The 21,778-nt window shown below is 42.3% G+C and carries 19 protein-coding genes; 17 read left to right on the forward strand and 2 right to left on the reverse strand.

The annotated features are described in order from the left end of the window. The first annotated feature begins 185 nt into the window (after window positions 1–185). The gene (locus SST111_RS09220; RefSeq protein ID WP_099810874.1) at window positions 186–1,646 is read left to right on the forward strand and encodes an NCS2 family permease; all 1,461 of its coding nucleotides are present in this window, start codon (window positions 186–188) and stop codon (window positions 1,644–1,646) included. A gap of 510 nt (window positions 1,647–2,156) precedes the next feature. Here SST111_RS09220 and metF read toward each other — a convergent pair. Next, on the reverse strand, window positions 2,157–3,017 hold the full coding sequence (gene metF / locus SST111_RS09225; RefSeq protein WP_029178913.1) for a methylenetetrahydrofolate reductase [NAD(P)H]: 861 nt from the start codon (window positions 3,015–3,017) through the stop codon (window positions 2,157–2,159). Between the two features lie 3 nt (window positions 3,018–3,020). Further along, the gene (gene metE, locus SST111_RS09230; RefSeq protein WP_099810876.1) at window positions 3,021–5,270 is read right to left on the reverse strand and encodes a 5-methyltetrahydropteroyltriglutamate--homocysteine S-methyltransferase; all 2,250 of its coding nucleotides are present in this window, start codon (window positions 5,268–5,270) and stop codon (window positions 3,021–3,023) included. A gap of 293 nt (window positions 5,271–5,563) precedes the next feature. Between metE and SST111_RS09235 the strand changes: the two genes are divergently transcribed. From SST111_RS09235 to SST111_RS09310, 16 genes are all read left to right on the forward strand, one after another. Further along, a complete protein-coding gene (locus SST111_RS09235; protein WP_099810878.1) occupies window positions 5,564–7,135 on the forward strand; it encodes an ABC transporter substrate-binding protein in 1,572 nt (523 codons plus the stop codon). Between the two features lie 90 nt (window positions 7,136–7,225). Beyond that, window positions 7,226–8,188, forward strand: coding sequence for an ABC transporter permease (locus SST111_RS09240; protein WP_099810880.1), 963 nt, complete (start codon window positions 7,226–7,228; stop codon window positions 8,186–8,188). After that, on the forward strand, window positions 8,185–9,015 hold the full coding sequence (locus tag SST111_RS09245) for an ABC transporter permease (RefSeq protein WP_099810883.1): 831 nt from the start codon (window positions 8,185–8,187) through the stop codon (window positions 9,013–9,015). Before SST111_RS09240 ends, SST111_RS09245 begins: the two co-directional genes overlap by 4 nt. Further along, the gene (locus SST111_RS09250; protein ID WP_099810885.1) at window positions 9,015–9,875 is read left to right on the forward strand and encodes an ABC transporter ATP-binding protein; all 861 of its coding nucleotides are present in this window, start codon (window positions 9,015–9,017) and stop codon (window positions 9,873–9,875) included. Before SST111_RS09245 ends, SST111_RS09250 begins: the two co-directional genes overlap by 1 nt. Then, window positions 9,868–10,749, forward strand: coding sequence for an ATP-binding cassette domain-containing protein (locus SST111_RS09255; protein ID WP_099810887.1), 882 nt, complete (start codon window positions 9,868–9,870; stop codon window positions 10,747–10,749). The genes SST111_RS09250 and SST111_RS09255 overlap by 8 nt, the downstream gene beginning before the upstream one ends. A gap of 84 nt (window positions 10,750–10,833) precedes the next feature. Then, a complete protein-coding gene (locus SST111_RS09260; RefSeq protein WP_099810889.1) occupies window positions 10,834–11,523 on the forward strand; it encodes a gamma-glutamyl-gamma-aminobutyrate hydrolase family protein in 690 nt (229 codons plus the stop codon). Between the two features lie 341 nt (window positions 11,524–11,864). Next, complete coding sequence (locus SST111_RS09265) at window positions 11,865–12,722, forward strand: MetQ/NlpA family ABC transporter substrate-binding protein (RefSeq protein ID WP_099810891.1); 858 nt, start codon at window positions 11,865–11,867, stop codon at window positions 12,720–12,722. A 156-nt stretch (window positions 12,723–12,878) separates the two neighbouring features. Then, the gene (locus SST111_RS09270; RefSeq protein WP_099810893.1) at window positions 12,879–14,246 is read left to right on the forward strand and encodes a M20/M25/M40 family metallo-hydrolase; all 1,368 of its coding nucleotides are present in this window, start codon (window positions 12,879–12,881) and stop codon (window positions 14,244–14,246) included. Beyond that, complete coding sequence (locus SST111_RS09275) at window positions 14,239–15,303, forward strand: methionine ABC transporter ATP-binding protein (protein WP_099810896.1); 1,065 nt, start codon at window positions 14,239–14,241, stop codon at window positions 15,301–15,303. The genes SST111_RS09270 and SST111_RS09275 overlap by 8 nt, the downstream gene beginning before the upstream one ends. Then, window positions 15,304–15,996 carry a methionine ABC transporter permease gene (locus tag SST111_RS09280; protein ID WP_099810899.1) on the forward strand — a complete coding sequence of 231 codons (693 nt, stop codon included), beginning with the start codon at window positions 15,304–15,306 and terminating at the stop codon, window positions 15,994–15,996. 175 nt (window positions 15,997–16,171) lie between these two features. Beyond that, window positions 16,172–16,876, forward strand: coding sequence for a B3/B4 domain-containing protein (locus SST111_RS09285; protein WP_099810902.1), 705 nt, complete (start codon window positions 16,172–16,174; stop codon window positions 16,874–16,876). A gap of 308 nt (window positions 16,877–17,184) precedes the next feature. Then, window positions 17,185–17,946, forward strand: coding sequence for an elongation factor Tu (locus SST111_RS09290; protein ID WP_099810904.1), 762 nt, complete (start codon window positions 17,185–17,187; stop codon window positions 17,944–17,946). Between the two features lie 19 nt (window positions 17,947–17,965). Beyond that, window positions 17,966–18,883, forward strand: coding sequence for a glycine--tRNA ligase subunit alpha (glyQ, locus tag SST111_RS09295; RefSeq protein ID WP_002939388.1), 918 nt, complete (start codon window positions 17,966–17,968; stop codon window positions 18,881–18,883). Then, complete coding sequence (gene glyS, locus SST111_RS09300) at window positions 18,883–20,919, forward strand: glycine--tRNA ligase subunit beta (protein WP_099810906.1); 2,037 nt, start codon at window positions 18,883–18,885, stop codon at window positions 20,917–20,919. The genes glyQ and glyS overlap by 1 nt, the downstream gene beginning before the upstream one ends. Window positions 20,920–20,928: 9 nt before the next feature. Continuing rightward, window positions 20,929–21,186: a DUF896 family protein gene (locus SST111_RS09305; protein ID WP_002939394.1), complete on the forward strand. Its 258-nt coding sequence runs from the start codon at window positions 20,929–20,931 to the stop codon at window positions 21,184–21,186. A gap of 128 nt (window positions 21,187–21,314) precedes the next feature. Then, the gene (locus SST111_RS09310; protein ID WP_099810908.1) at window positions 21,315–21,686 is read left to right on the forward strand and encodes a hypothetical protein; all 372 of its coding nucleotides are present in this window, start codon (window positions 21,315–21,317) and stop codon (window positions 21,684–21,686) included. Window positions 21,687–21,778 lie beyond the last annotated feature (92 nt).

A 21,778-nucleotide genomic window follows, 5' to 3' on the forward strand; every position in this document is an offset into this window, starting at 1 on the left:
ATAATAAAAGCAAAGAAGCGATAAATTTTGTATAGATTTTTGTAAGTCTGAAACGTTCGGTATTTACGGATGTTTTAAGTTGGAAATCAATAAAATAACGTTTTCGAGATTAAAAAACTTGAAATTAGAATGTTTTTTGATTATAATGTTTTTATCGTTCGTAAATTAAAAGGAGAAATGAAAAAATGGATCAATTTTTTAAATTGAAAGAACACGGAACGACGGTTTCTACGGAAATTATGGCAGGACTTACGACTTTCTTTGCCATGTCATATATCTTGTTTGTTAACCCGAGCGTATTGAGTGTGGCAGGTATGCCAACTCAAGCAGTCTTTTTAGCGACTATTATTGCGAGTGCTGTATCAACGCTTGTTATGGGATTATTTGCTAACGTACCTTACGCCTTGGCACCAGGTATGGGGTTGAATGCCTTCTTTACCTATACAGTGGTTATTGGTCTTGGTTTTACTTGGCAAGAAGCTTTGGCAATGGTTTTCCTCTGCGGTTTGTTTAACGTTTTTATCACCGTTACAAAGGTTCGTAAGAGCATTATCAAGGCGATTCCGATTAGCTTGCAACATGCCATCGGTGGAGGTATCGGGGTTTTCGTTGCCTATCTTGGTTTTAAAAATTCAAACCTGATTACTTTCCTGACTTCTGGCTCAGACATTATCACTGTCAATGGTGTTGCACCTGCTGAAGCGACAGCAGAAACTTTTTCAAACGGTGTTTTCTCAGTTTTAGCAGGTGGAGGTGTTGTTCCATCTATTTCAACTTTTACTGATCCAAGTGTTCTCTTGACTGTTTTCGGTCTCCTCTTGACAGCTGTTTTGGTTATTAAGAACGTGCGTGGTGCAATTTTGATTGGTATTATTGCAACGACTTTAGCTGGAATTCCAGCAGGTGTTGTAGACCTTTCTACCATCGACTTTGCAAACAATAACATCGGTACAGCCTTTGCGGAGCTTGGTACAACTTTCCTAGCGGCTTTTGATGGTCTATCTTCGCTCTTTGCTGACTCAAGCCGTCTACCACTTGTTTTGATGACTATCTTTGCATTCAGCTTGTCAGATACCTTTGATACACTTGGTACCTTTATCGGTACAGGTCGTAAGACTGGTATTTTCTCAGAAGAAGATGAGAAAGCTCTCGAAAATGGTACAGGCTTTAACTCTAAGATGGACAAGGCGCTATTTGCAGATGCGATTGGTACCTCTATCGGTGCACTATTTGGTACGTCAAATACAACAACGTATGTTGAATCGGCTGCAGGTATCTCTGCAGGTGGTCGTACTGGTCTGACAGCTGTTACAACTGCCATTCTCTTCTTACTATCAATTTTGATTTTACCATTCATTGGAATTGTACCAAATGCTGCAACAGCTCCAGCCTTGATTATCGTCGGTGTCATGATGGTTTCATCCTTCCTTGATGTTGATTGGAGCCAGTTTGAAGACGCTCTTCCAGCCTTCTTTGCCGCCTTCTTCATGGCGCTTTGCTTCTCTATCTCTTACGGTATTGCAGCAGCCTTTATCTTCTATTGCTTGGTAAAAGTTTCAACTGGTAAGGCTAAAGAAATTCATCCAATCCTTTGGGGTGCTACAGCTCTATTTATTCTGAATTTCATCATTCTAGCCATCTTGTAATCTGTTTATTATCCTTGAACTGATCTTCATTTGAAAGTCAGTTTTTTTATTTACGATTAAAATATATGGGAATCAATGTGATTCAGTTAATAAAATACTGTCTTGAATGTTGTAAATTGAAAACGGATGGAGTTTATAGTCGAATGAATTAGCTTTCAGACAAGGACCTGAGGTGCAGGTTGCTAGAACAGCCTAGAGGCTGTTCTAGGTTGGAAATAAGACTTGCGATGTAAGTCACTTTCGTTGGGTACGGCAAGCCGAAAGTGACGATGTATCAAAGTTAATTCAAATGACTATATTTTTCCATTTCGTCGCTTCTCTGTCTCCTTTTAGTGCCATTTTTACTCCTTGTGACTGTATTTTAAATGGCTGTTCGTTATTGTAAGCAAGATGTCACATACCTAGACATCTGCTGGATTAATGTCATGATGGGGTGAAAAAATTATCATGTAGTCTTTGGGAGTCACAGGGCATAGAATAACCCCTGAGCTTGGGCTCAGGGGGAGTTTTCTAACTATAATGTTTGAATAGCGAATGAGTCGCTTGATGGATGGTGCGGGCCGTTTCGGCATTGTTCATGGTATAAAGATGAACACCTGCGACATCATTGGTTACCAAATCGACAATCTGATCAACGGCGTAAGCTAGGCCTGCTGCCCGAAGAGATTCAGGATTGTGCTCGTATTTTTCCAAGATGGCCTTGAATTTACGAGGGAGGCGGATATTCTCACAGGTTTTTAAGAGTCGAAGTGCCTGATTCCTGTTGATGATAGGCATAATACCTGCGATAATAGGCACTTCGATGTCTGCTAGAGAACATTTCTCCTGAAAGTTATAAAATGCTTCGTTATCGAAGAAGAGTTGAGTTACCAAGGTTGAGCAACCGGCATCAACTTTCTTTTTCAAATTTTTGATATCTGAGACAGAATTTGGTGATTCTGGATGTACTTCTGGATAACAGGCTCCAATAATGTCAAAATGTGGGGCTTCTTCCTTGATAAAGGAAATCAAGTCAGTTGCATACTGGAAGTCCTCTTTAGGGGGAAGACCTTCAATAATATCGCCACGAAGTGCTAAAATCTGATGCACACCAATTTCATCGAGAGAATGAAGAACGGATTGGACCTTTTCTTTTGTCAAGTAAGCAGCTGGCAAATGTGCGATAGTTGGAATATGCAATTCATTGCGAACATGGTTAGCCAACTTGACAGTCGTCTCTTCTACGTTCAAATTGTTATTGCTGCATGTAACACTGATAAAATGAGGGGCCAAACCTTGCATCTCATCGAGAGTTTGGATAATCTTTTCATTGCCTACTGCTGGTTTTGGAGGAAAAATTTCAAATGAGAGACTTGGGGTTTGACCGATCATAAATTAGAGTTCCTTTCTGGCCGCCTTAGCTGCTTGAGTCAAGTGGATAAGGCTAGCTTTTGTTTCTGATTCGCCACGAGTCTTGAGTCCGCAGTCTGGGTTAATCCAAACTTTTTCTTTCGGTACTTTATCAAGGATGGCTTGAATAGTGTGTGCAATTTCATCAACGGCAGGGACACGTGGAGAGTGGATGTCATAGACACCAGGACCTACCTGAGTTTGGAAGTTTTTAGCCTTGAGTTCATCTAGAATAACAAGATTTGAACGGCTGGCTTCAAAGGAGATAACATCCGCATCCATATTGTCGATGGCAGGAATGATGTCAGTAAATTCGCTATAGCACATGTGAGTGTGAATTTGTGTATCTGGTGCAACAGTTGAGTGTACCAAACGGAAGGCAGGAATTGCCCAGTCAAGATATTCGCTGTACCAGTCGCTACGGCGGAGTGGTAATTTTTCACGAAGGGCTGCTTCGTCAATTTGGATAATCTTGATACCCGCTGCTTCAAGGTCAAGAACTTCTTCCTTGATAGCAAGGGCAATTTGAAGGGTTGATTCTTTGATAGAAATATCTTCACGTGGGAATGACCAGTTGAGGATGGTTACAGGACCTGTCAACATACCTTTAACTGGTTTGTTGGTACGGCTTTGAGCATAGCTAGACCATTTGACAGTAATTGGGTTCAAGCGTGTTATATCACCCCAGATGATTGGTGGTTTAACTCCACGCATACCGTATGATTGTACCCAACCGTTCTTACTGAAGAGGTAGCCAGACAGGTTTTCGCCGAAGTATTCTACCATGTCGTTTCGTTCAAACTCACCGTGAACTAAGACATCGAAGTCAACTTCTTCCTGCCACTTGATCCACTCATCCGTACGAGCTTCTACAAAGGCATCATACTCAGCTTCGGTAATATCTCCACGGCGGAAGGCCAAGCGTGTGCTGCGAATTTCTTTGGTTTGAGGGAAAGAGCCAATCGTTGTTGTCGGAAGAAGTGGTAGGTTTAGCTTCTCGCGTTGAATAGCTTCGCGTTCTGCAAAGACAGGCAAGCGAGTGTAGTCTGCATCTGTCAAACCTGCCAAGCGGTCTGCAAGCGCTGTGTCACGCCCCACACGTTCAAGGGCAAAGAGTTCTTTGTTAGCTGTGAGAGCAACTTCGCCTTGACCGTTACGGATGGCATCCAAATCACGCAATTCGCTCAGTTTTTCAACTGCAAAGGCGAAATGGTTAAGGATAGCTGGTTCAAATTCTTCATTGGCTGTTGTAAATGGTACATGAAGTAGTGAGCAAGAAGTTGTCAAGACAAGATTTTCAGCAGGGATAGCCTCCAAAACAGCCAGGCTCTTTTCATAATTGTTGCGCCAGATGTTCTTACCGTTGACGATACCAGCGTAGAGGGTCTTATCAGCCGGGAAGTCCGTTGCTACAAGTGCAGCTGTTTCCTTACCTTCTACAAAGTCAAGACCGATGGCATCGACTGGTAGGTTTGTCAATTCAGTGTAAATATCACGCACATCGCCGAAGTAGGTTTGGATAAGGACTTGCAAGCCTTTCTTGTCTGCCAATAGAGTTTGGTAAATATTGAGGAAAAGTGCTTTTTCTTCAGCAGTCAAATCCTTGACCAAGCTAGGTTCGTCAAGCTGGATTTTTTCAGCACCAAGCTCTGCCAATTTTTCAAAGACTTGTCCGTAGGCTGCAACTAAGCTATCAGCGAAATCAGTAGCAGTTAAACCTTCTTCAAAATCAGTTAATTGTAAGAGTGTGAATGGACCAATCAAAACTGGACGAGTTGTGATACCCAAGTCTTTTGCTTCTTGGAATTCGTCGAAAATCTTGTGACCAGCTAGTTTGATTTCTGTGTCTTTTTCAATAGCTGGAACGATATAGTGGTAGTTAGTGTTGAACCATTTTTTCATTGGTCTAGCACGAACGTCACCCTTGTCTCCTTGATAACCACGCGCCAAAGCGAAGTATTTTTCAAGGTCTGTCAAGTCAAGCTCCTGAACAGCTTTTGGCACGATGTTGAAGAGAACAGCTGCATCCAAAACATTGTCATAGTGTGAGAAGTCGTTGCTTGGGATTTCAGTAATGCCGGCTTCTTTAACAATATTCCAGTGCTTAGCACGCAAGTCTTTAGCTGCTGTCAAAAGCTCTTCTTGCGGAATTTCGTTTCTAAAGTATTTTTCAGTGATAAATTTTAGTTCACGGTGTTCTCCGATACGTGGGAAGCCGATAATAGTTGTTGTCATAGGATTTCCTCCAAAAATATTTCTATGCTCATATCCTAACAGAAAAGCAAACACTTGTATAATTGGAAAAAATTAGAGGATGTTATAGTTTTTAACTATAGCAGTTTTTTGAGAGTTTCTTTTTTAGAAATTACTTCCGTATATAGACTTCAAAAATTCTTTTTAAATCCTAGCTAATCAGCTACATTTGACTGGCTATAGTTTTTCTTAATGGCTTCATAAATTTTATATATTGGGCAAAGTTGCAAATCCTTGATAGACTAGTACTACTTTTTGAAATTGGAGGAAGTTCTATGAAAAAGAAGTGGCTAACAGGCTTACTTTCTACAGTAGCAGTATTAACCTTGGCAGCTTGTGCAAGTGGTGGCTCATCAAGTACAGCATCAAGTTCTAATGCATCAGCGGACACGGAAACATTTACCTATGCAATCAATGGTGATCCAAGTTCAACCAACCCTATCAATACAAGCGATCGTTGGGGATTGACCTTGACAAACTTTATCTACTCACCGCTCATTCGAGTAGAGGCTGATGGTACCTATGTCAATGAATTGGCGGATTCTTATGAAATTGCCGAAGACGGTCTGAGCATTACTGTAAAACTGCGTAAGGATGTTAAATGGTCTGATGGAGAAAAATTTACTGCTGACGATGTTATCTTTACCTATGAGCAAAAAATCAAGGAAGAAAATGGTGGATCTGATGGTCTATACATCAACGGTCAGCCAGTAAAAGTTGAGAAAGTAGATGATTACACTGTGAAGTTTGTTCTTCCAGCTGTTTCAGCGCCAGCTTTGGACAATATCGTGACGGAAACCTATATCATTCCTCAACATGTGTTCAAGGATGAAGCGGATTTCTCAGCAAGTCAGTTAACGGCAACACCTGTCGGAACAGGACCTTACAAATTTGTAGAATACAAGCATGGTGAATATATCAAACTTGCTGCCAATGAACATTACTATAAAGGAAAAGCTGAGATTGATAACCTTGTCTTGCGTATCATTGAAAGTGCAGATACCACTAAAGTGGCACTCCAAACTGGTGAAGTAGATGCAGCCTTTGTTCTACCTTCTGATATTCAAGATTTGAGCACGGATACTATTACCACCTATGCTTATAGTGAAAACCGTGTTGGTTACCTTGGTCTCAATACTTCAACTGAAGAATTGAAGGATGTAAAAGTTCGTCAAGCCTTGCTTTATGCCTTGAACAAAGAAGAGTTCAACCAAGCGGCCTATCTTGATAAGAAATACTATGAAACTCTGTATTCATTCTTGCCTGTTGCCAATCCATATGTGACGGAAGATGTTGAGAAATATGAGCAGAATGTTGAAAAAGCAAAACAACTCTTAGCAGAAGCAGGTGTCAGCAACCTGACTGTGAATCTTGGTTACACATCTTCAGATGCAGCCCAAACCTTGCAGGCAACCTTGATTCAACAACAATTGTCAGCGATTGGTGTGACAGTTGAATTGGCAGGTGGGGATTCTACAGCACTCTTTACAGAGTTGAAAAAAGAAGGTTCTACAGCTTATGACCTCTTCTTGGGTGGCTATATCATGGGAAATGACCCTGATCAGTATGCTCGTTTGTTCAAAACTGGCGGTGCCTCAAACTACTTTAAATTAGCATCAAGCGAGGTAGACAGTCTCTTTGACCAAGGTGCTGTTGAATTGGATCAAACAAAACGTGAACAAATCTATGATGATTTGCAAGCGACCTTGGCTGATCAAGCTGCCATCTACCCAATTGTCGATAATAAGAAAGTATTGGCTGTCAACAACCGTGTGAAAAATGTTGAAGATGCTGGCTTGATTCCAATCTACACATTTGAAGATCCGTCTAAATTAACAATTGAATAATCGTTGTGTCTGCTGGTATAACCAGCAAAGAGGAGAAGGAGTGGCAAAAGCTGGAACTCCTCCCCTCTTTTTCGCGTTTTTGGAGGATATATGTTTCGTTATATTATAAAAAGAATTTTACAGGCCATTCCCCTCTTGCTCTTGATTTCTTTTATTGTCTTTTCATTGATTCAATTAGCACCATTTGATGTCATTGATTCAATGACAACACCCAATATGAGTCAAGAACAGATTGATTTGTTAAAAGTAAAATATGGTTTGGATCAGCCATTTTTAGTTCAATATTTTGTATGGTTGAAGGGGATTGTGACTGGTGATTTAGGTTTTTCGCTATTGACTCAACATTCGATTGGGGCAGACTTGGCTGAAAAAATTCCTAACACGATTTCCTTGGTTTTACCAGCGTATGTAACGGCTCTGGTCCTTGCCATTACACTGGGTTTGGTTTCAGCTTCCCAACGTGGTAAATGGGCGGATAAGGCCAACGATGCCTTTGCATCTGTGGGCATTGCGGTACCAACTTTCTGGTTTGCCATGATTTTAATCTATTTCTTTGGTTATAAGTGGCGGGTGTTTCCATTTATCGGAATGTACACTTTGGGAAAGGAAGGAGATGTTCTTGATTTTCTAGCTCATTTTGCCTTACCATATCTTACATTGACCATGGCATTCTTACCTGAGTTGATTCGGTTTATTCGAGCGTCAGCGATTGTAGAGGTTGAAAAGGATTATGTAACCGTTCAAGAAGCATTCAAAGCCAATCGGTTTGAAATTTTTGGCAAACATGTGGCCCGCAATGTCTTAATTCCTGTCGTGACTCAAGTTGGAATGGCCTTACCGATGTTGGTAACAGGTGCTATTATCACAGAGACTATTTTTGCTTGGCCTGGTGTAGGTCCTTATTTGACTGCGGCGACGAAGAGTTTGGACTATCCAGTGATTATGGCTGTCATGCTTTTGTCTGCGACCTTAGTTATTCTAGGAAATCTCTTATCAGATATTCTTTATGCTGTCGTCGATCCACGTATTTGGAAAGGAGGAGAGGGACAATGATTCTTAAACAATTCAAGGAGACTTTGAAGAGTTCGCCGCTCTATCTTTTCTCTCTTCTTTTTATTCTTTTCTTGATTATTTTATCCCTCATTGCGCCCTTGATTCCTATTGATCCAAATGTAACGGATGTCAGTCAAATGAACCAAGGGCCTAGTGCGGAGCATTGGTTTGGAACCGATCAAGTAGGGCGTGATTACTTTATTCGTGTTATTTATGGGGGACGGATTTCTCTTTTAGTTGGCTTGTTGGCAATGGCTGCATCAGTGACCATTGGAAGCTTGGTTGGCATCACAGCAGGCTATCTGGGAGGAAAATGGGACAATGCTATTATGAGGGTGGTAGATGTGCTGTCATCCATACCTTGGTTGGTCTTGGTGATTGTTCTCAGTGTCTTTTTAAAGCCAGGTTTATCCACAATCATCATTGTGATTGGTGGTTTTTCATGGATGAGTATTGCTAGGATGTTACGAGCTGAAACCTTAAAAGCAAAGGTGGCAGATTATGTTGGCTATGCAGCTTTTATCGGTTTAAAGAAACCACGGATTATTCGGCGGCACATTTTGCCAGCAATCTTACCGACCTTGATTGTAACGGCGTCAACCAGTATTTCATCAGCCATTATGACAGAATCAGCTCTTAGTTTCTTAGGAATGGGGATTCAACAGCCCTTAGCATCTTGGGGTAGCCTTTTACAAAATGCCCAGTCTACCTTGCAAAGTGCTCCTCATATGGCGATCTTACCGGGACTTTTTATCCTATTGACCATTTATTCATTTAATAATATCGGTGATCTGATCCGTGATTGCCTTGAAAGAGAGGTGTACTAATGTCAAAGCACTTGGTAGAAATCAGTAACCTCACCATTATCAATCAAAAAAGTAAAGAGCGAACTACTCTCGTCAAAGGAATTGATCTCTCCATTCCCAAAGGAAAAATTGTTGGAATTGTTGGAGAATCTGGTTCGGGTAAGAGTTTGACAATGAAATCCTTGATGGGGATCTTACCAAAAGGCTTAGAAGCAAGCTATGATCGATTTGAAATGGATGGAAAGCAAGTTGGTAATCCAAAGGTGTTGCCTCTGTCTATGATTTTTCAAGATCCAATGACCTCTCTTAATCCCTTGCGGACAGTAGGTTATCATTTGCAGGAAGTTCTAAGACGTTTTCAACCCAAGTTGACCAAGGAAGAACGGGACAGAACTATCCATGAAATGTTGGAAAAGGTGGGAATTGAACATCCAGAACTGCGTCTCAAACAGTTTCCTTTTGAATTTTCAGGTGGTATGCGTCAAAGGATCATGATTGCCATGGCCTTGTTGACCAAGCCGGATTTGTTAATCGCAGACGAGCCAACAACTGCATTAGATGTAACCATTCAGGCTCAAATCTTGGCCTTGCTCAAAGAATTACAGGAACAGTTGGGGTTGACAGTTGTGATTGTGAGTCATGATTTCAGTGTTATTGCTGGAATCTGTGACTTGGTTTATGTCATGAGGAATGGATTGGTTGTGGAACACGGAACGGTTGATTCTATCTTTTCACAACCCTTACACGCATATACCCAGTCACTATTAAGAGCAGCTCGTTTGGAAGCCAGTCTTGGAGCGGTTTTAGCCGACTCCGAAGATAGTCAGTTGATTCAAGTTAGTCCAGGACATTGGGTTAGAAAGGAGGAGAAGAATGGATAAGGAAGTTCTAGTACAGGTTTCGGATGTGAGCAAAACTTACTCTAAGAAGAATTGGTTTGGGCAAGAGCAACGTGTCGATGCTTTGAACGGTGTAAATGTGTCTATTTATAAAGGTGAGACACTTGGTCTGGTTGGTGAATCTGGCAGTGGCAAATCGACACTTTCTAAAATTGTCTTAGGTTTGGAAAAGGCTAGTCAAGGCCGAGTTGATTTTCCTGGTTTGACATCAGAAGAATTAAATAATCAAGCCCTGCAAGTGATTTATCAAGACCCCTATTCTTCTCTCAATCCCTACCTGTCGGCCTTAGAACTGGTCAAAGAACCTCTCTACTCACTTCCTAAGAAGGAGGCGGAAGAGAAGACTCTAGCTATGCTGGAAAGGGTGGGAATTCTGGGGGATGATGTACATAAACGTCCCAAATCATTTAGTGGTGGTCAACGCCAGCGAATTGGCATTGCTCGTGCAGTTGTTTCACATCCAAAATTTATCGTCTGTGATGAACCGACCTCGGCCCTTGATGTGTCGATTCAGGCGACCATACTGGATTTGTTGAACCAGTTGCAAGAGGATTTAGGACTGACCTATCTCTTTATTTCTCATGATCTAAACTTGGTGCACCAATTCGCAGATCGTATTGCGGTCATGTACAAGGGAAGCTTGGTTGAAATAGGACCAGCACAGGATATTTTCCAAAATCCACAACATCCCTATACCCGCTACCTCTTGCAATCCAATCTGAGCCTTGATCCACAGGAGGCACGTGCTCAGTTGCAAGAGCTATCTCAAACTGGGCTTATAAAGGATTTTGTAACAGATGGTGTGTGGACTCAGGTGGATAAGGAACATTTTGTACTAAAGGCAACTGATAAATAATTTTTATCAGCCCATAAAACTTCTATATTAGACAGGCTTATTTGGTCGTGTTACAATATATAAAATCGCAGAAAGGAGTTTCTTATGGGAAAGGTGATTATTGGAATTTCAGGAAATGAGCAAGAATTTCCAACTAAATCTGGTCGCGTATATGTAACGGTAGCGCGTGAATTGGCAGACAGCGTTCGTCAGGCAGGTGGTGTGCCAATGGTTATTCCTATGGGAACTCCTGATCTAGCTAAAGACTATATCGATATGATTGACAAGTTGATTTTGTCAGGTGGTCAGCATGTGGATCCAAGTCTCTACGGTCAAAAACGCTTGATTGATAGTGATGACTACCTCTTGGAACGTGATGCATTTGAGTTAGCTTTGATTGAGGAAGCCCTTCGGCAAGGAAAACCTATTTTTGCCGTTTGCCGTGGTATGCAGTTGCTCAATGTTGCTCTAGGTGGTAGTTTAGAGCAGGAAGTGGCTGATCATTGGCAAGAGGGTATCGAGGGAACATCTCATCGTTTACAAGTGAAACCTAAAAGCCGAATCGGTCAACTGTTTGCCCAAGGGAGCCCTATTAATTCCTTCCATCAGCAACGAATCAAAGAATTGGCTCCAGGACTGGTGGCGACAGGTTTGGATCCTAGAGATGGTACGATAGAAGCTTATGAAAGTAGGGGGAACCAAGCTTTGTTTGGTATCCAATGGCATCCAGAATTTCTCTACAAAGACTGCAAGCAACATAGAGACTTGTTTCAGTATTTAGTAGATATATTTTAAGAGGGGTATCCCTCTCAGATTGAAGAAAAAGTCCATTTTGGACAATTTTCTTCAATCTTTTTTCTTTATGTTGAAAATTAAAACCTCTCAGAAACGCCGAAATATCAATGTTTCTAAGAGTTTAATAACTTGCTATCTTTCGCAAACTTCTTCAATTTTTTATATTTTTAGGAGTTTGTCTACGTTCTGAGAGGGGTATCCCTCTTTTTATTATCAATACTTATAGTTGCAAGGGTATTTGTTATAATGAAAAGTTATAACTTTCTATAAAAAAAGTCAATTAGTCAGAAAGAACATTCTGTGTTAAGATAGATACAGTTCTAATTTAAGGAGATCATTTTATGAAATTAAAAAAATTGTTTAGTTTGGCAACAGCTGCTTTATCAGTAGGTGTACTTGCTGCATGTGGGAACTCTTCTTCTAGCTCTTCATCTGATTCATCAGCAACAACTGTTCGTGTTGGTGTGATGAGCTTGAGCGACTCTGAGCAAGCTCGTTGGGACAAAATCCAAGAAATTCTTGGTGATGAGGTGAAATTGGAATTCACTCAATTTACAGACTACTCACAACCAAACAAGGCAGTAGCTGAAAATGAAGTAGACATCAACGCTTTCCAACACTATAACTTCTTGAACAACTGGAATGAAGAAAACGGTGAAGACTTGGTTGCTATTGCGGATACTTATATCGCACCAATCCGTCTTTACTCAGGTACAGCTGATGGTAAAAACAAGTACACTAAAGTGGAAGATATTCCAGATGGTGCAGAAATTGCGGTTCCAAACGACCCAACAAACGAAAGTCGTGCTCTTTACCTTCTTCAAGCAGCTGGTTTGATCAAGGTTGGTGTATCTGGTACAGAATTGGCAACGATTGCTGATATTACTGAAAATAAGAAAAACTTGAAAATTACTGAGTTGGATGCAAGCCAAACAGCAAGCTCACTTAGCTCAGTTGATGCAGCAGTTGTAAACAATACATTTGTGTTGGAAGCTGGTTTGGATTACAAGAACGCCCTTTACAAAGAGCAAAAAGATGAAAATTCAAAACAGTGGTACAACTTGATTGCAGCTCGTAGCGATTGGGAAAAATCAGAGCAAGCAGCAGCGATTAAGAAAATTATCGAAGCCTACCACACGGATGAAGTGAAAAAAGTTATTGAAGAGACTTCAGACGGTATGGATGAGCCAGTTTGGTAAAATGTAAATAGGTCGAGGACTGGACAAAGTTGTTCAGCCCTCTATCTGTTTTTATAGAGATAAGAAAAAATCTCTTAACCAAAGTCAGATATGTGGGAGAATATTTGATTTTGGTTAGTAGATTTGATTGATTTTCATTGAGTATGAGGAGAAAGTATGGCAGATAGTAAAGTTCAAGCATTTGAAAATGATGCGATTATTCAGCACTATTTTGAAAAGTTGAAGGTCTTGATTTCAAAGAGATCTATTTTTGCTCAACAGATTGGTCTCTTGGATGTAGCGACTTACTTGAAAGATATGTTTGAAGAAGCTGGTGCAGAGGTTGTTTTGGATGATAGTTATGCAGCACCTTTTGTTATGGCTAAGTTTGCAGCGACAGTCCCGAATGCCAAAACCTTGATTTTCTATAACCACTACGATACAGTGCCAGCAGATGCCGATCAGGTCTGGGAGAAGGGCAATCCTTTTGAATTGACCATTTCCGATGGCTATATCTATGGTCGCGGGGTAGATGATGATAAGGGGCATATTACAGCTCGTCTATCAGCCTTGAAAAAATACCTGACTAGACAAAACGGTCATCTACCAATCAATGTAATCTTTATTATGGAAGGGGCAGAAGAGTCAGCTTCTGTTGACTTGGACAAATACCTTTCAAAATATAAAGAACATTTGATCGGTGCTGATTTACTTGTCTGGGAACAAGGGCATCGCAATAGCCTGCATCAGCTAGAGATTGCTGGGGGAAACAAGGGAATTGTGACCTTTGATCTTCAGGTCAAATCAGCTGACTTGGATATTCATTCTTCCTATGGTGGTGTCATTGATTCGGCAAGCTGGTATTTATTATCAGCACTTCAATCCATGCGGGCTGCAGATGGAAGAATTCTGGTAGATGGCATTTACGAGCAGGTGCAAGAGCCAAATGAGCGTGAATTGGCCTTAGTGGAGGAATTTGCACTGGCGACCAGTCAGTCTATGAAAGACATTTATGGCTTGACTCTTCCAACCTTGGTAGAAGACCGTCGTGAGTTTCTGAAGCGTTTGTATTTTGAACCATCTATCACCATTGAAGGCTTGTCAACAGGCTATCTTGGTCAAGGTGTTAAGACCATTATTCCAGCTCAGGCTTCTGCAAAAATGGAAGTTCGTCTGGTGCCTGGTTTGGAGCCACACGATGTTTTGGACAAGATTCGCCAGCATTTGAATAAGCACGGATTTGACAAAGTTGAGGTTATCTTTACTTTGGGGGAAATGAGCTACCGAAGTGATATGTCCCATCCTGCCATTGTCAATGTGATTGAATTGGCTAAACAGTTGACACCAGAAGGAGTTGCTGTCTTGCCGACTTCACCGGGGACAGGACCCATGCACACCGTCTTTCATGCTCTAGGTGTGCCGATTGCAGGATTTGGATTAGGAAATGCCAACAGTCGTGACCATGCAGGTGATGAAAATGTCAGTATCGCTGACTACTATAGCCATGTTGAATTAGTAGAGGAGTTAATTGCAAGTTATGAGTAAGGAAATGATTAAGCTAGATAATATTGATGTAACTTTCCAGCAGAAAAAACGCACCATCGAAGCGGTCAAGGATGTGACCATCCATATCAATCAAGGGGATATTTACGGTATCGTAGGTTATTCTGGTGCTGGGAAATCTACCCTTGTCCGTGTCATCAATTTGTTGCAAGTGCCGACAGCAGGTAAGATTACCATTGATGAGGATGTGATTTATGAGGGAGAAAAGGTCACACTTACCCCTGCTCAACTGCGAAGCAAACGTCGTGAGATTGGGATGATTTTCCAGCATTTCAACCTGATGGCTCAGATGACGGCAGAAGAAAATGTAGCCTTTGCTCTCAAGCATTCTGGCTTGAGCAAACAGGAGAAGAAAGAAAAAGTTGCTAAGTTGTTGGACTTGGTTGGTCTTTCGGATCGTGCTGAAAACTATCCAGCTCAGTTGTCTGGTGGTCAAAAGCAACGTGTTGCCATTGCTCGTGCCTTGGCCAATGACCCTAAAATCTTGATTTCTGATGAGTCGACTTCTGCCTTGGATCCGAAAACGACTAAGCAGATTTTGGCACTCTTGCAGGAGTTGAATGAAAAACTGGGCTTGACCATTGTTATGATTACCCACGAGATGCAGATTGTAAAAGACATTTGTAACCGTGTGGCTGTTATGCAGGATGGTCGCTTGATTGAAGAGGGTTCAGTTTTGGAAATCTTCTCTCATCCAAAAGAAGAATTGACCCAGGATTTCATCAAAACAGCAACAGGAATTGATGAAGCCTTGGTGAAAATTTACCAGCAGGATATTGTTCAGAATTTGCCTGAGAACAGTATTTTGGTGCAACTCAAGTATGCGGGTTCCAATACGGATACAGCTATTGTCAATGATTTGTACAAATTCTATCAAGTATCTGCCAATATTTTGTATGGAAATATTGAGATTTTGGACCATACGCCAGTCGGTGAGATGGTAGTTATTCTCTCTGGCGAGCCTGGTCAGTTGCACAGTGCGATTGAGGCAGTGACGGAGGCGCGTGTGGAAGTGACGATTTTGAAAGGAGCAAACTAGATGTTAGAATGGATTCAAACGAATTTTCCAGATATTTATAAATTGGGCTGGGATGGTCAGACAGGTTGGTTAACACATTTTAATTTGACCCTCTATATGACCTTTGTTTCCTTTGCTTTTGGTGGCTTTATGGGCTTGGTATCTGGTTTATTCTTGGTATTGACTGGGCCTCGGGGTGTCATTGAAAATAAGACGGTTTATTGGATTTTGGATAAGGTGGCTTCTATTTTCCGTGCCATTCCGTTCATTATTTTGTTGGCGGCCATTGCTCCTTTGACAAAAATTATTGTTGGAAAAACGATTGGTACGGAGGCGGCTTTGGTTCCCCTTGCTCTTTCAGTCTTCCCCTTCTTTGCCCGTCAGGTTGAGGTGGTCTTGTCAGAATTGGACCGTGGTGTCATTGAGGCTGCTCAGGCTTCAGGAGCGACTTTCTGGGATATTGTCCTTGTCTATCTGCGGGAGGGTCTGCCTGACTTGATTCGGGTGACGACCTTTGCCCTGGTTTCCCTGGTCGGCTATACAGCCATGGCAGGAGCTATCGGAGCAGGTGGTTTGGGACAAGTTGCACTTTCCTACGGTTACTTGCGTTACAATGATGATGTGACCTTTTTAGCAACTCTTTTGATTTTAGTTATCATCTTCGTAATCCAGTTTATTGGAGATTTCTTGACGAGAAAGATTAGTCATAGATAGTTATTTGGCTGTGTTTTTTCAAATTTTGGATAGTCCTTGACTTTTTTATACAATAATGTTAATTAAATAAACACTGCCACCGGGTAGTCATGCAACAGCATTTTATGAACGTCGTTAGGTCTTAGAAGATGTTCATAGGGTGCTGATTTTTCTATAAAAGAAAAGGAGTGAGAATATGTCACAATTTGTTGTTAATTCATCTTTTTGGAGTCTATTTCCAGATGCAAAAATTGGAGTTCTATTATTGAAAGATTATAAAACGCCGGCGCAATCGCCTGATGAATTAGTGAAATTACTGGAAGAAAGCAACGGAATTGCCCAGAAATTTCTTACGGAAGATACCTTTAGTGAAAATGAGGTGATTCGCACATATCGTCAAGCCTATCAAAAGTTCAAAACTAAAAAAGGCGCGCGTTCTAGTATCGAAGCGCTTTTGAAGCGTTCTGCTAGTGACCGTCCAGTTTCAACTATCTCTCCGCTAGTGGATATCTATAATGCGGCAAGCTTGCGTTTCGGTCTTCCATGTGGTGCTGAAGATTTAGATACATTTGTAGGCGATCTTCAACTAACGGTCACTGAGGGTGGGGATGAATTCTATCTCATTGGTGATGAAACCAATAATCCAACTTTACCAGGTGAAGTTTGCTATAAGGATGATAAAGGAGCGGTCTGTCGTTGTTTCAACTGGCGAGATGGTGAGCGGACCATGATTACAGATAGTACGAAGAATGCTTTCTTGGTCATGGAGCTGGTCAATTCTGATAGAGTAGAAGATTTGGAAAATGCCCTTGATTTTATCAGTCAACAAGCAGAGAAATTCTTGGGAGTAGTACCAGAAAAATATCTACTAGATTGCGATAGGCCTGTAATAGCCTTGTAGGATTTGTCAGTGGGATTGTGTTCGGATAAATAGTGGTCTTTCTAGACAAATACTGAATTTTCTGCTACAATACTAAGCATGAAAGAAGGTTGTTTCAAAAGCCTGTCTAGCGAGCTTGGGAGAGTGAAAGCCAAGCCAGTCTTGAAATAATTGGCACTTTCCTAGTCGTGACCATATCTGACTCAATCAAAATCATACAAATGAAGTAATAAATTAGGGTGGAACCGCGTTCTCAACGCCCCTATGTCTGTTGACAGGGGAAGAGAATGTGGTTCTTTTTCTGTTTTACCAGAGAGGAAAGAGAGGATATGAAGAATTTTTATCTAGTGGATAGCCAAGAACAGCTGTTTAACTATCAGCAATTTGTCTCAAAATACGAGGCAAAATGGCATGACTATATCCATTTTCTAAGGAAGGAATATCAAGTTCGTGATTTGCCCCAAGCCCTTATCTGGGCTAATGAAGAAGCCGCAAGAAAATTACTTGGCCAAAGTCCCGTACCAGCCTACACTAATGATATCCGCATGGTCATGACACCAGACTTAGCAGTTTGGAAAAAGATTTACCAGCATCAACTAGATAGCTACGAGAACAGCCCAGACTTGCAGACATTGAGTGCTCACTACAAAGGTTTGTCGGAAAACCATCTGTTGCAAATTATCGGTCATGAGCTGGCGCATTGGTCAGACCTTTTTCTGGATGATTTTGCGGACTATGATGCAAACATCTGGTTTGAAGAGGGCATGGTCGAGTACATCAGCAGACAGTATTTTTTGACAGAAGAAGAGTTTGCTCAAGAGCGGTTCTGTAATCAGCTCTTGGTTGACCTCTTTCAAGAAAAACACGGCTGGCATTCCTTGGATGCTTTTGGAAAATCCACTTACGAAGGAGATTACGCGAGTATTTTTTACGAGTACTGGCGAAGTTTTCTCACCATTGACCAGTTAGTAGAGAAAGTAGGTTCGGTCCAAGCACTTTTTGAAACCTATCATAAATGGGCGCAGTCAGACCAAAGCATTTCGCTACTCAACTGGTTTGTGAAGGAAGAATTATTAGAAAAAGAAATTTAAAAAGAAACAGGAGTAACTTATGTCAAAAAAATTGACTTTTCAGGAAATTATCCTGACCTTACAACAATTTTGGAATGAGCAGGGCTGCTTGCTCATGCAGGCTTATGATACGGAAAAGGGTGCGGGTACCATGAGCCCCTACACTTTCTTGCGTGCTATCGGTCCTGAGCCGTGGAATGCGGCTTATGTTGAGCCAAGTCGTCGTCCTGCGGACGGTCGTTACGGGGAAAACCCAAACCGTTTGTATCAGCACCACCAATTCCAAGTGGTCATGAAACCGTCGCCTTCTAATATCCAAGAACTCTACTTGGAGTCTTTGGAGCGTTTGGGCATCAATCCTTTGGAGCACGACATTCGTTTCGTTGAGGACAACTGGGAAAACCCATCAACAGGTTCAGCTGGTTTGGGCTGGGAAGTCTGGTTGGACGGTATGGAAATCACGCAGTTTACCTATTTCCAACAGGTTGGTGGCTTGGCAACAGGTCCTGTCACAGCCGAAGTAACCTATGGTTTGGAGCGTTTGGCATCCTATATCCAAGAAGTTGACTCCGTTTACGATATTGAGTGGGCAGACGGCGTTAAATACGGTGAAATCTTTATCCAGCCAGAATATGAGCATTCAAAATATTCCTTTGAAGTATCAGACCAGGATATGCTCCTCGAAAACTTCACCAAGTTTGAAAAAGAAGCAGAGCGGGCTTTGGAAGAGGGCTTGGTTCACCCAGCCTTTGACTATGTGCTCAAATGTTCTCACACCTTTAACCTACTAGATGCACGTGGAGCTGTGTCTGTAACCGAGCGTGCAGGCTACATTGCCCGTATCCGTAACCTTGCTCGTGTCGTTGCCAAAACCTTTGTGGCAGAGCGGAAGAAACTAGGCTTCCCACTTTTAGATGAAGCAACGCGAGCAGAATTGTTGAAGGAGGACGCAGAATAATGACAAAGAATTTACTTGTTGAACTTGGCTTGGAAGAAATTCCTGCCTATATCGTAACCCCAGCTATGCACCAGTTGCGTGACCGCATGGCGACCTTTTTGACAGACAACCGTTTGGCTTTTGATAGCATCGATGTCTTTTCAACACCACGCCGTTTGGCTGTTCGTGTCCGTGGTTTGGCAGACCAGCAGACAGACCTGACCGAAGATTTCAAGGGTCCTGCTAAGAAGATTGCCTTGGACGCAGACGGAAACTTCACCAAGGCGGCGGAAGGTTTTGTCCGTGGCAAAGGCCTGACGACTGCTGACATCGAATTTCGCGAGATCAAGGGTGAAGAGTATGTCTACGTGACCAAGCACGAAGCCGGTCAGCCAGCTAAGGCAGTCTTGGCGGGCATTCCAGAGGTTTTGAAGGCTATGACCTTCCCTGTCAGCATGAACTGGGCATCCAACAAATTCGCCTACATCCGCCCTGTCCACACCCTGACCGTTCTCTTGGACGATGAGGCATTGGATATGGATTTCTTGGACATTTCATCAGCTCGCATCAGTCGTGGTCATCGTTTCCTTGGAAATGAAACTGAGATTGCAAGTGCAGATTCTTACGAGGCGGACTTGCGTGCACAGTTTGTCATTACAGACCCTGCAGAGCGTCAAAATATGATTGTCGAGCAAATCAAGGCTATCGAGGACAAACACAACGTGATAGTTGAGATTGATGAAGATTTGCTCAATGAAGTTCTCAACTTGGTCGAGTACCCAACTGCTTTTATGGGTTCCTTTGACACCAAATACTTGGAAGTACCAGAAGAAGTTTTGGTAACTTCCATGAAAAATCACCAACGTTACTTCGTGGTGCGGGATAAGTCTGGCAAACTCTTGCCAAACTTCATCTCTGTCCGCAACGGTAACGACCAGTACCTTGACAATGTCATCAAAGGAAACGAAAAAGTCTTGGTGGCACGTTTGGAAGACGGAGAGTTCTTCTGGCGTGAAGACCAAAAATTCAATATTGCTGACTTGGTGGAACGCCTCAAAGTCGTGACCTTCCATGAAAAAATCGGCTCACTTTACGAGCACATGGAACGCACCAAAGTTATCGCAGAAAAACTGGCTGACTTGGCAGGCTTGTCTGTGGATGAGAAAGCAGATGTGGCACGTGCGGCGGACATCTACAAGTTTGACCTCTTGACAGGCATGGTCGGCGAGTTTGATGAATTGCAAGGGATTATGGGTGAGAAGTACGCTCTTCTTGCAGGGGAAAAACCTGCGGTGGCAGCAGCAATCCGTGAGCACTACTTGCCAAACTCAGCAGAAGGCGAATTGCCTGAGAGCAAGGTCGGTGCGGTCTTGGCACTGGCTGACAAATTTGACACCCTTCTATCCTTCTTCTCAGTAGGTCTCATCCCGTCTGGCTCGAACGACCCTTACGCTCTTCGTCGTGCAACACAGGGTATCGTGCGGATTTTGGAAGCGTTTGGTTGGGAAATTCCATTGGATCAGTTGATTGCGGAACTCTACAGCTTGAACTTTGCCAGCTTGACTTATGACAACCAGCCAGCTGTTATGGACTTTATCCGTGCCCGCGTTGAGAAGATGATGGATAAGGCGATTCTGAAAGACATCCGTGAGGCTGTACTTGCCAGTTCAACCTTTGTCGTTAGACTGCAACTGGCAGCCAGCTCTGCTATTTTCCAAAAATCAAAAGAGGCTGACTACAAGGAAGCCGTGGAAAACTTGTCACGTGTCTTCAACTTGGCTGAAAAGGCGGAGGCGATTGCGATTGACGAGGCACTCTTTGAAAATGAACAGGAGAAAGCCCTTGCTGCAGCAGTATCTAGCTTGGAGTTGACGGAAGACATGGCAGGTAACTTGGACAAGCTCTTTGCTCTCAGCCCAGTCATCGCGGCCTTCTTCGACAACACTATGGTCATGGTAGAAGACGCGGCAGTCAAAGCCAACCGCTTGGCTCTCTTGAAAGCCTTGGCGGATAAGGCAAGTGCTGTGGCGGTCTTCAATCTCTTGAATAGCAAGTAGGAGGCAAATATGGAACAAGCAAAAATTGATCGCATCAATGAATTGGCCCGCAAGAAAAAGGCGGAAGGCTTGACAGAGGAGGAGTTGCAGGAACAGGCAGCTCTTCGTGAGGAGTACATCGAGGGCTACCGCCGTAGCGTGCGTGCCCATATCGAAGGCATCAAGGTCGTCGATGAGGACGGTAATGATGTGACGCCTGAAAAACTTCGTCAAGTCCAACGTGAAAAAGGCTTGCATGGACGTAGTTTGGATGATCCAAATTCCTAAGAGTAAAAATAAGCAAAGACTAGGTTTCCTAGTCTTTTTTTGTGCTTTTGAGAACATATATTTACTTGTTCATTCGATTCATAAATGATAAAATGTATATAGATAAATAGGCTCAGGAGGGCTTTGTCATGAAAAAACTACTCTATTTTCTCTTGTTTCTTACCTACATCGCATGTGCATACAGCACGATTTTCTTTCTGCCTTTTATGTACTTTTCTGGAATTGTTGAGGCAACAGGAGTTGGTCTGGGCCTAAGCTATTCCCTACATCAAGAAGTCAAAAAGTATCCTGAAAAACAATTGTCAGAGTATTTACCGTGGGGATCTAAGAGGGACAAGATTATGGTAGTAACCATTCTACTTTTCTCCATTTTGGTCAGTTTCATTCCAGATGTGAATTGGCATAGAGGCCTGGCAATCCTCTTAAGTATCAGCTATGTACTCCTTTGGCAAGCTATGCTTATCCAATTCCTACGAAAATATTATTTTAAAAACGCATGAGAGTTTCATGCGTTTTCTTTATGGCTTCGAGCCAGTTTTTCTCGTAGAGAAAAACAAGAAAACCACCAGCTATGCTGGTGGCTGCCAAGGCT

This window comes from Streptococcus suis YS161 (assembly GCF_002760245.1).
In the GTDB taxonomy this organism is placed as follows: domain Bacteria; phylum Bacillota; class Bacilli; order Lactobacillales; family Streptococcaceae; genus Streptococcus; species Streptococcus suis_I.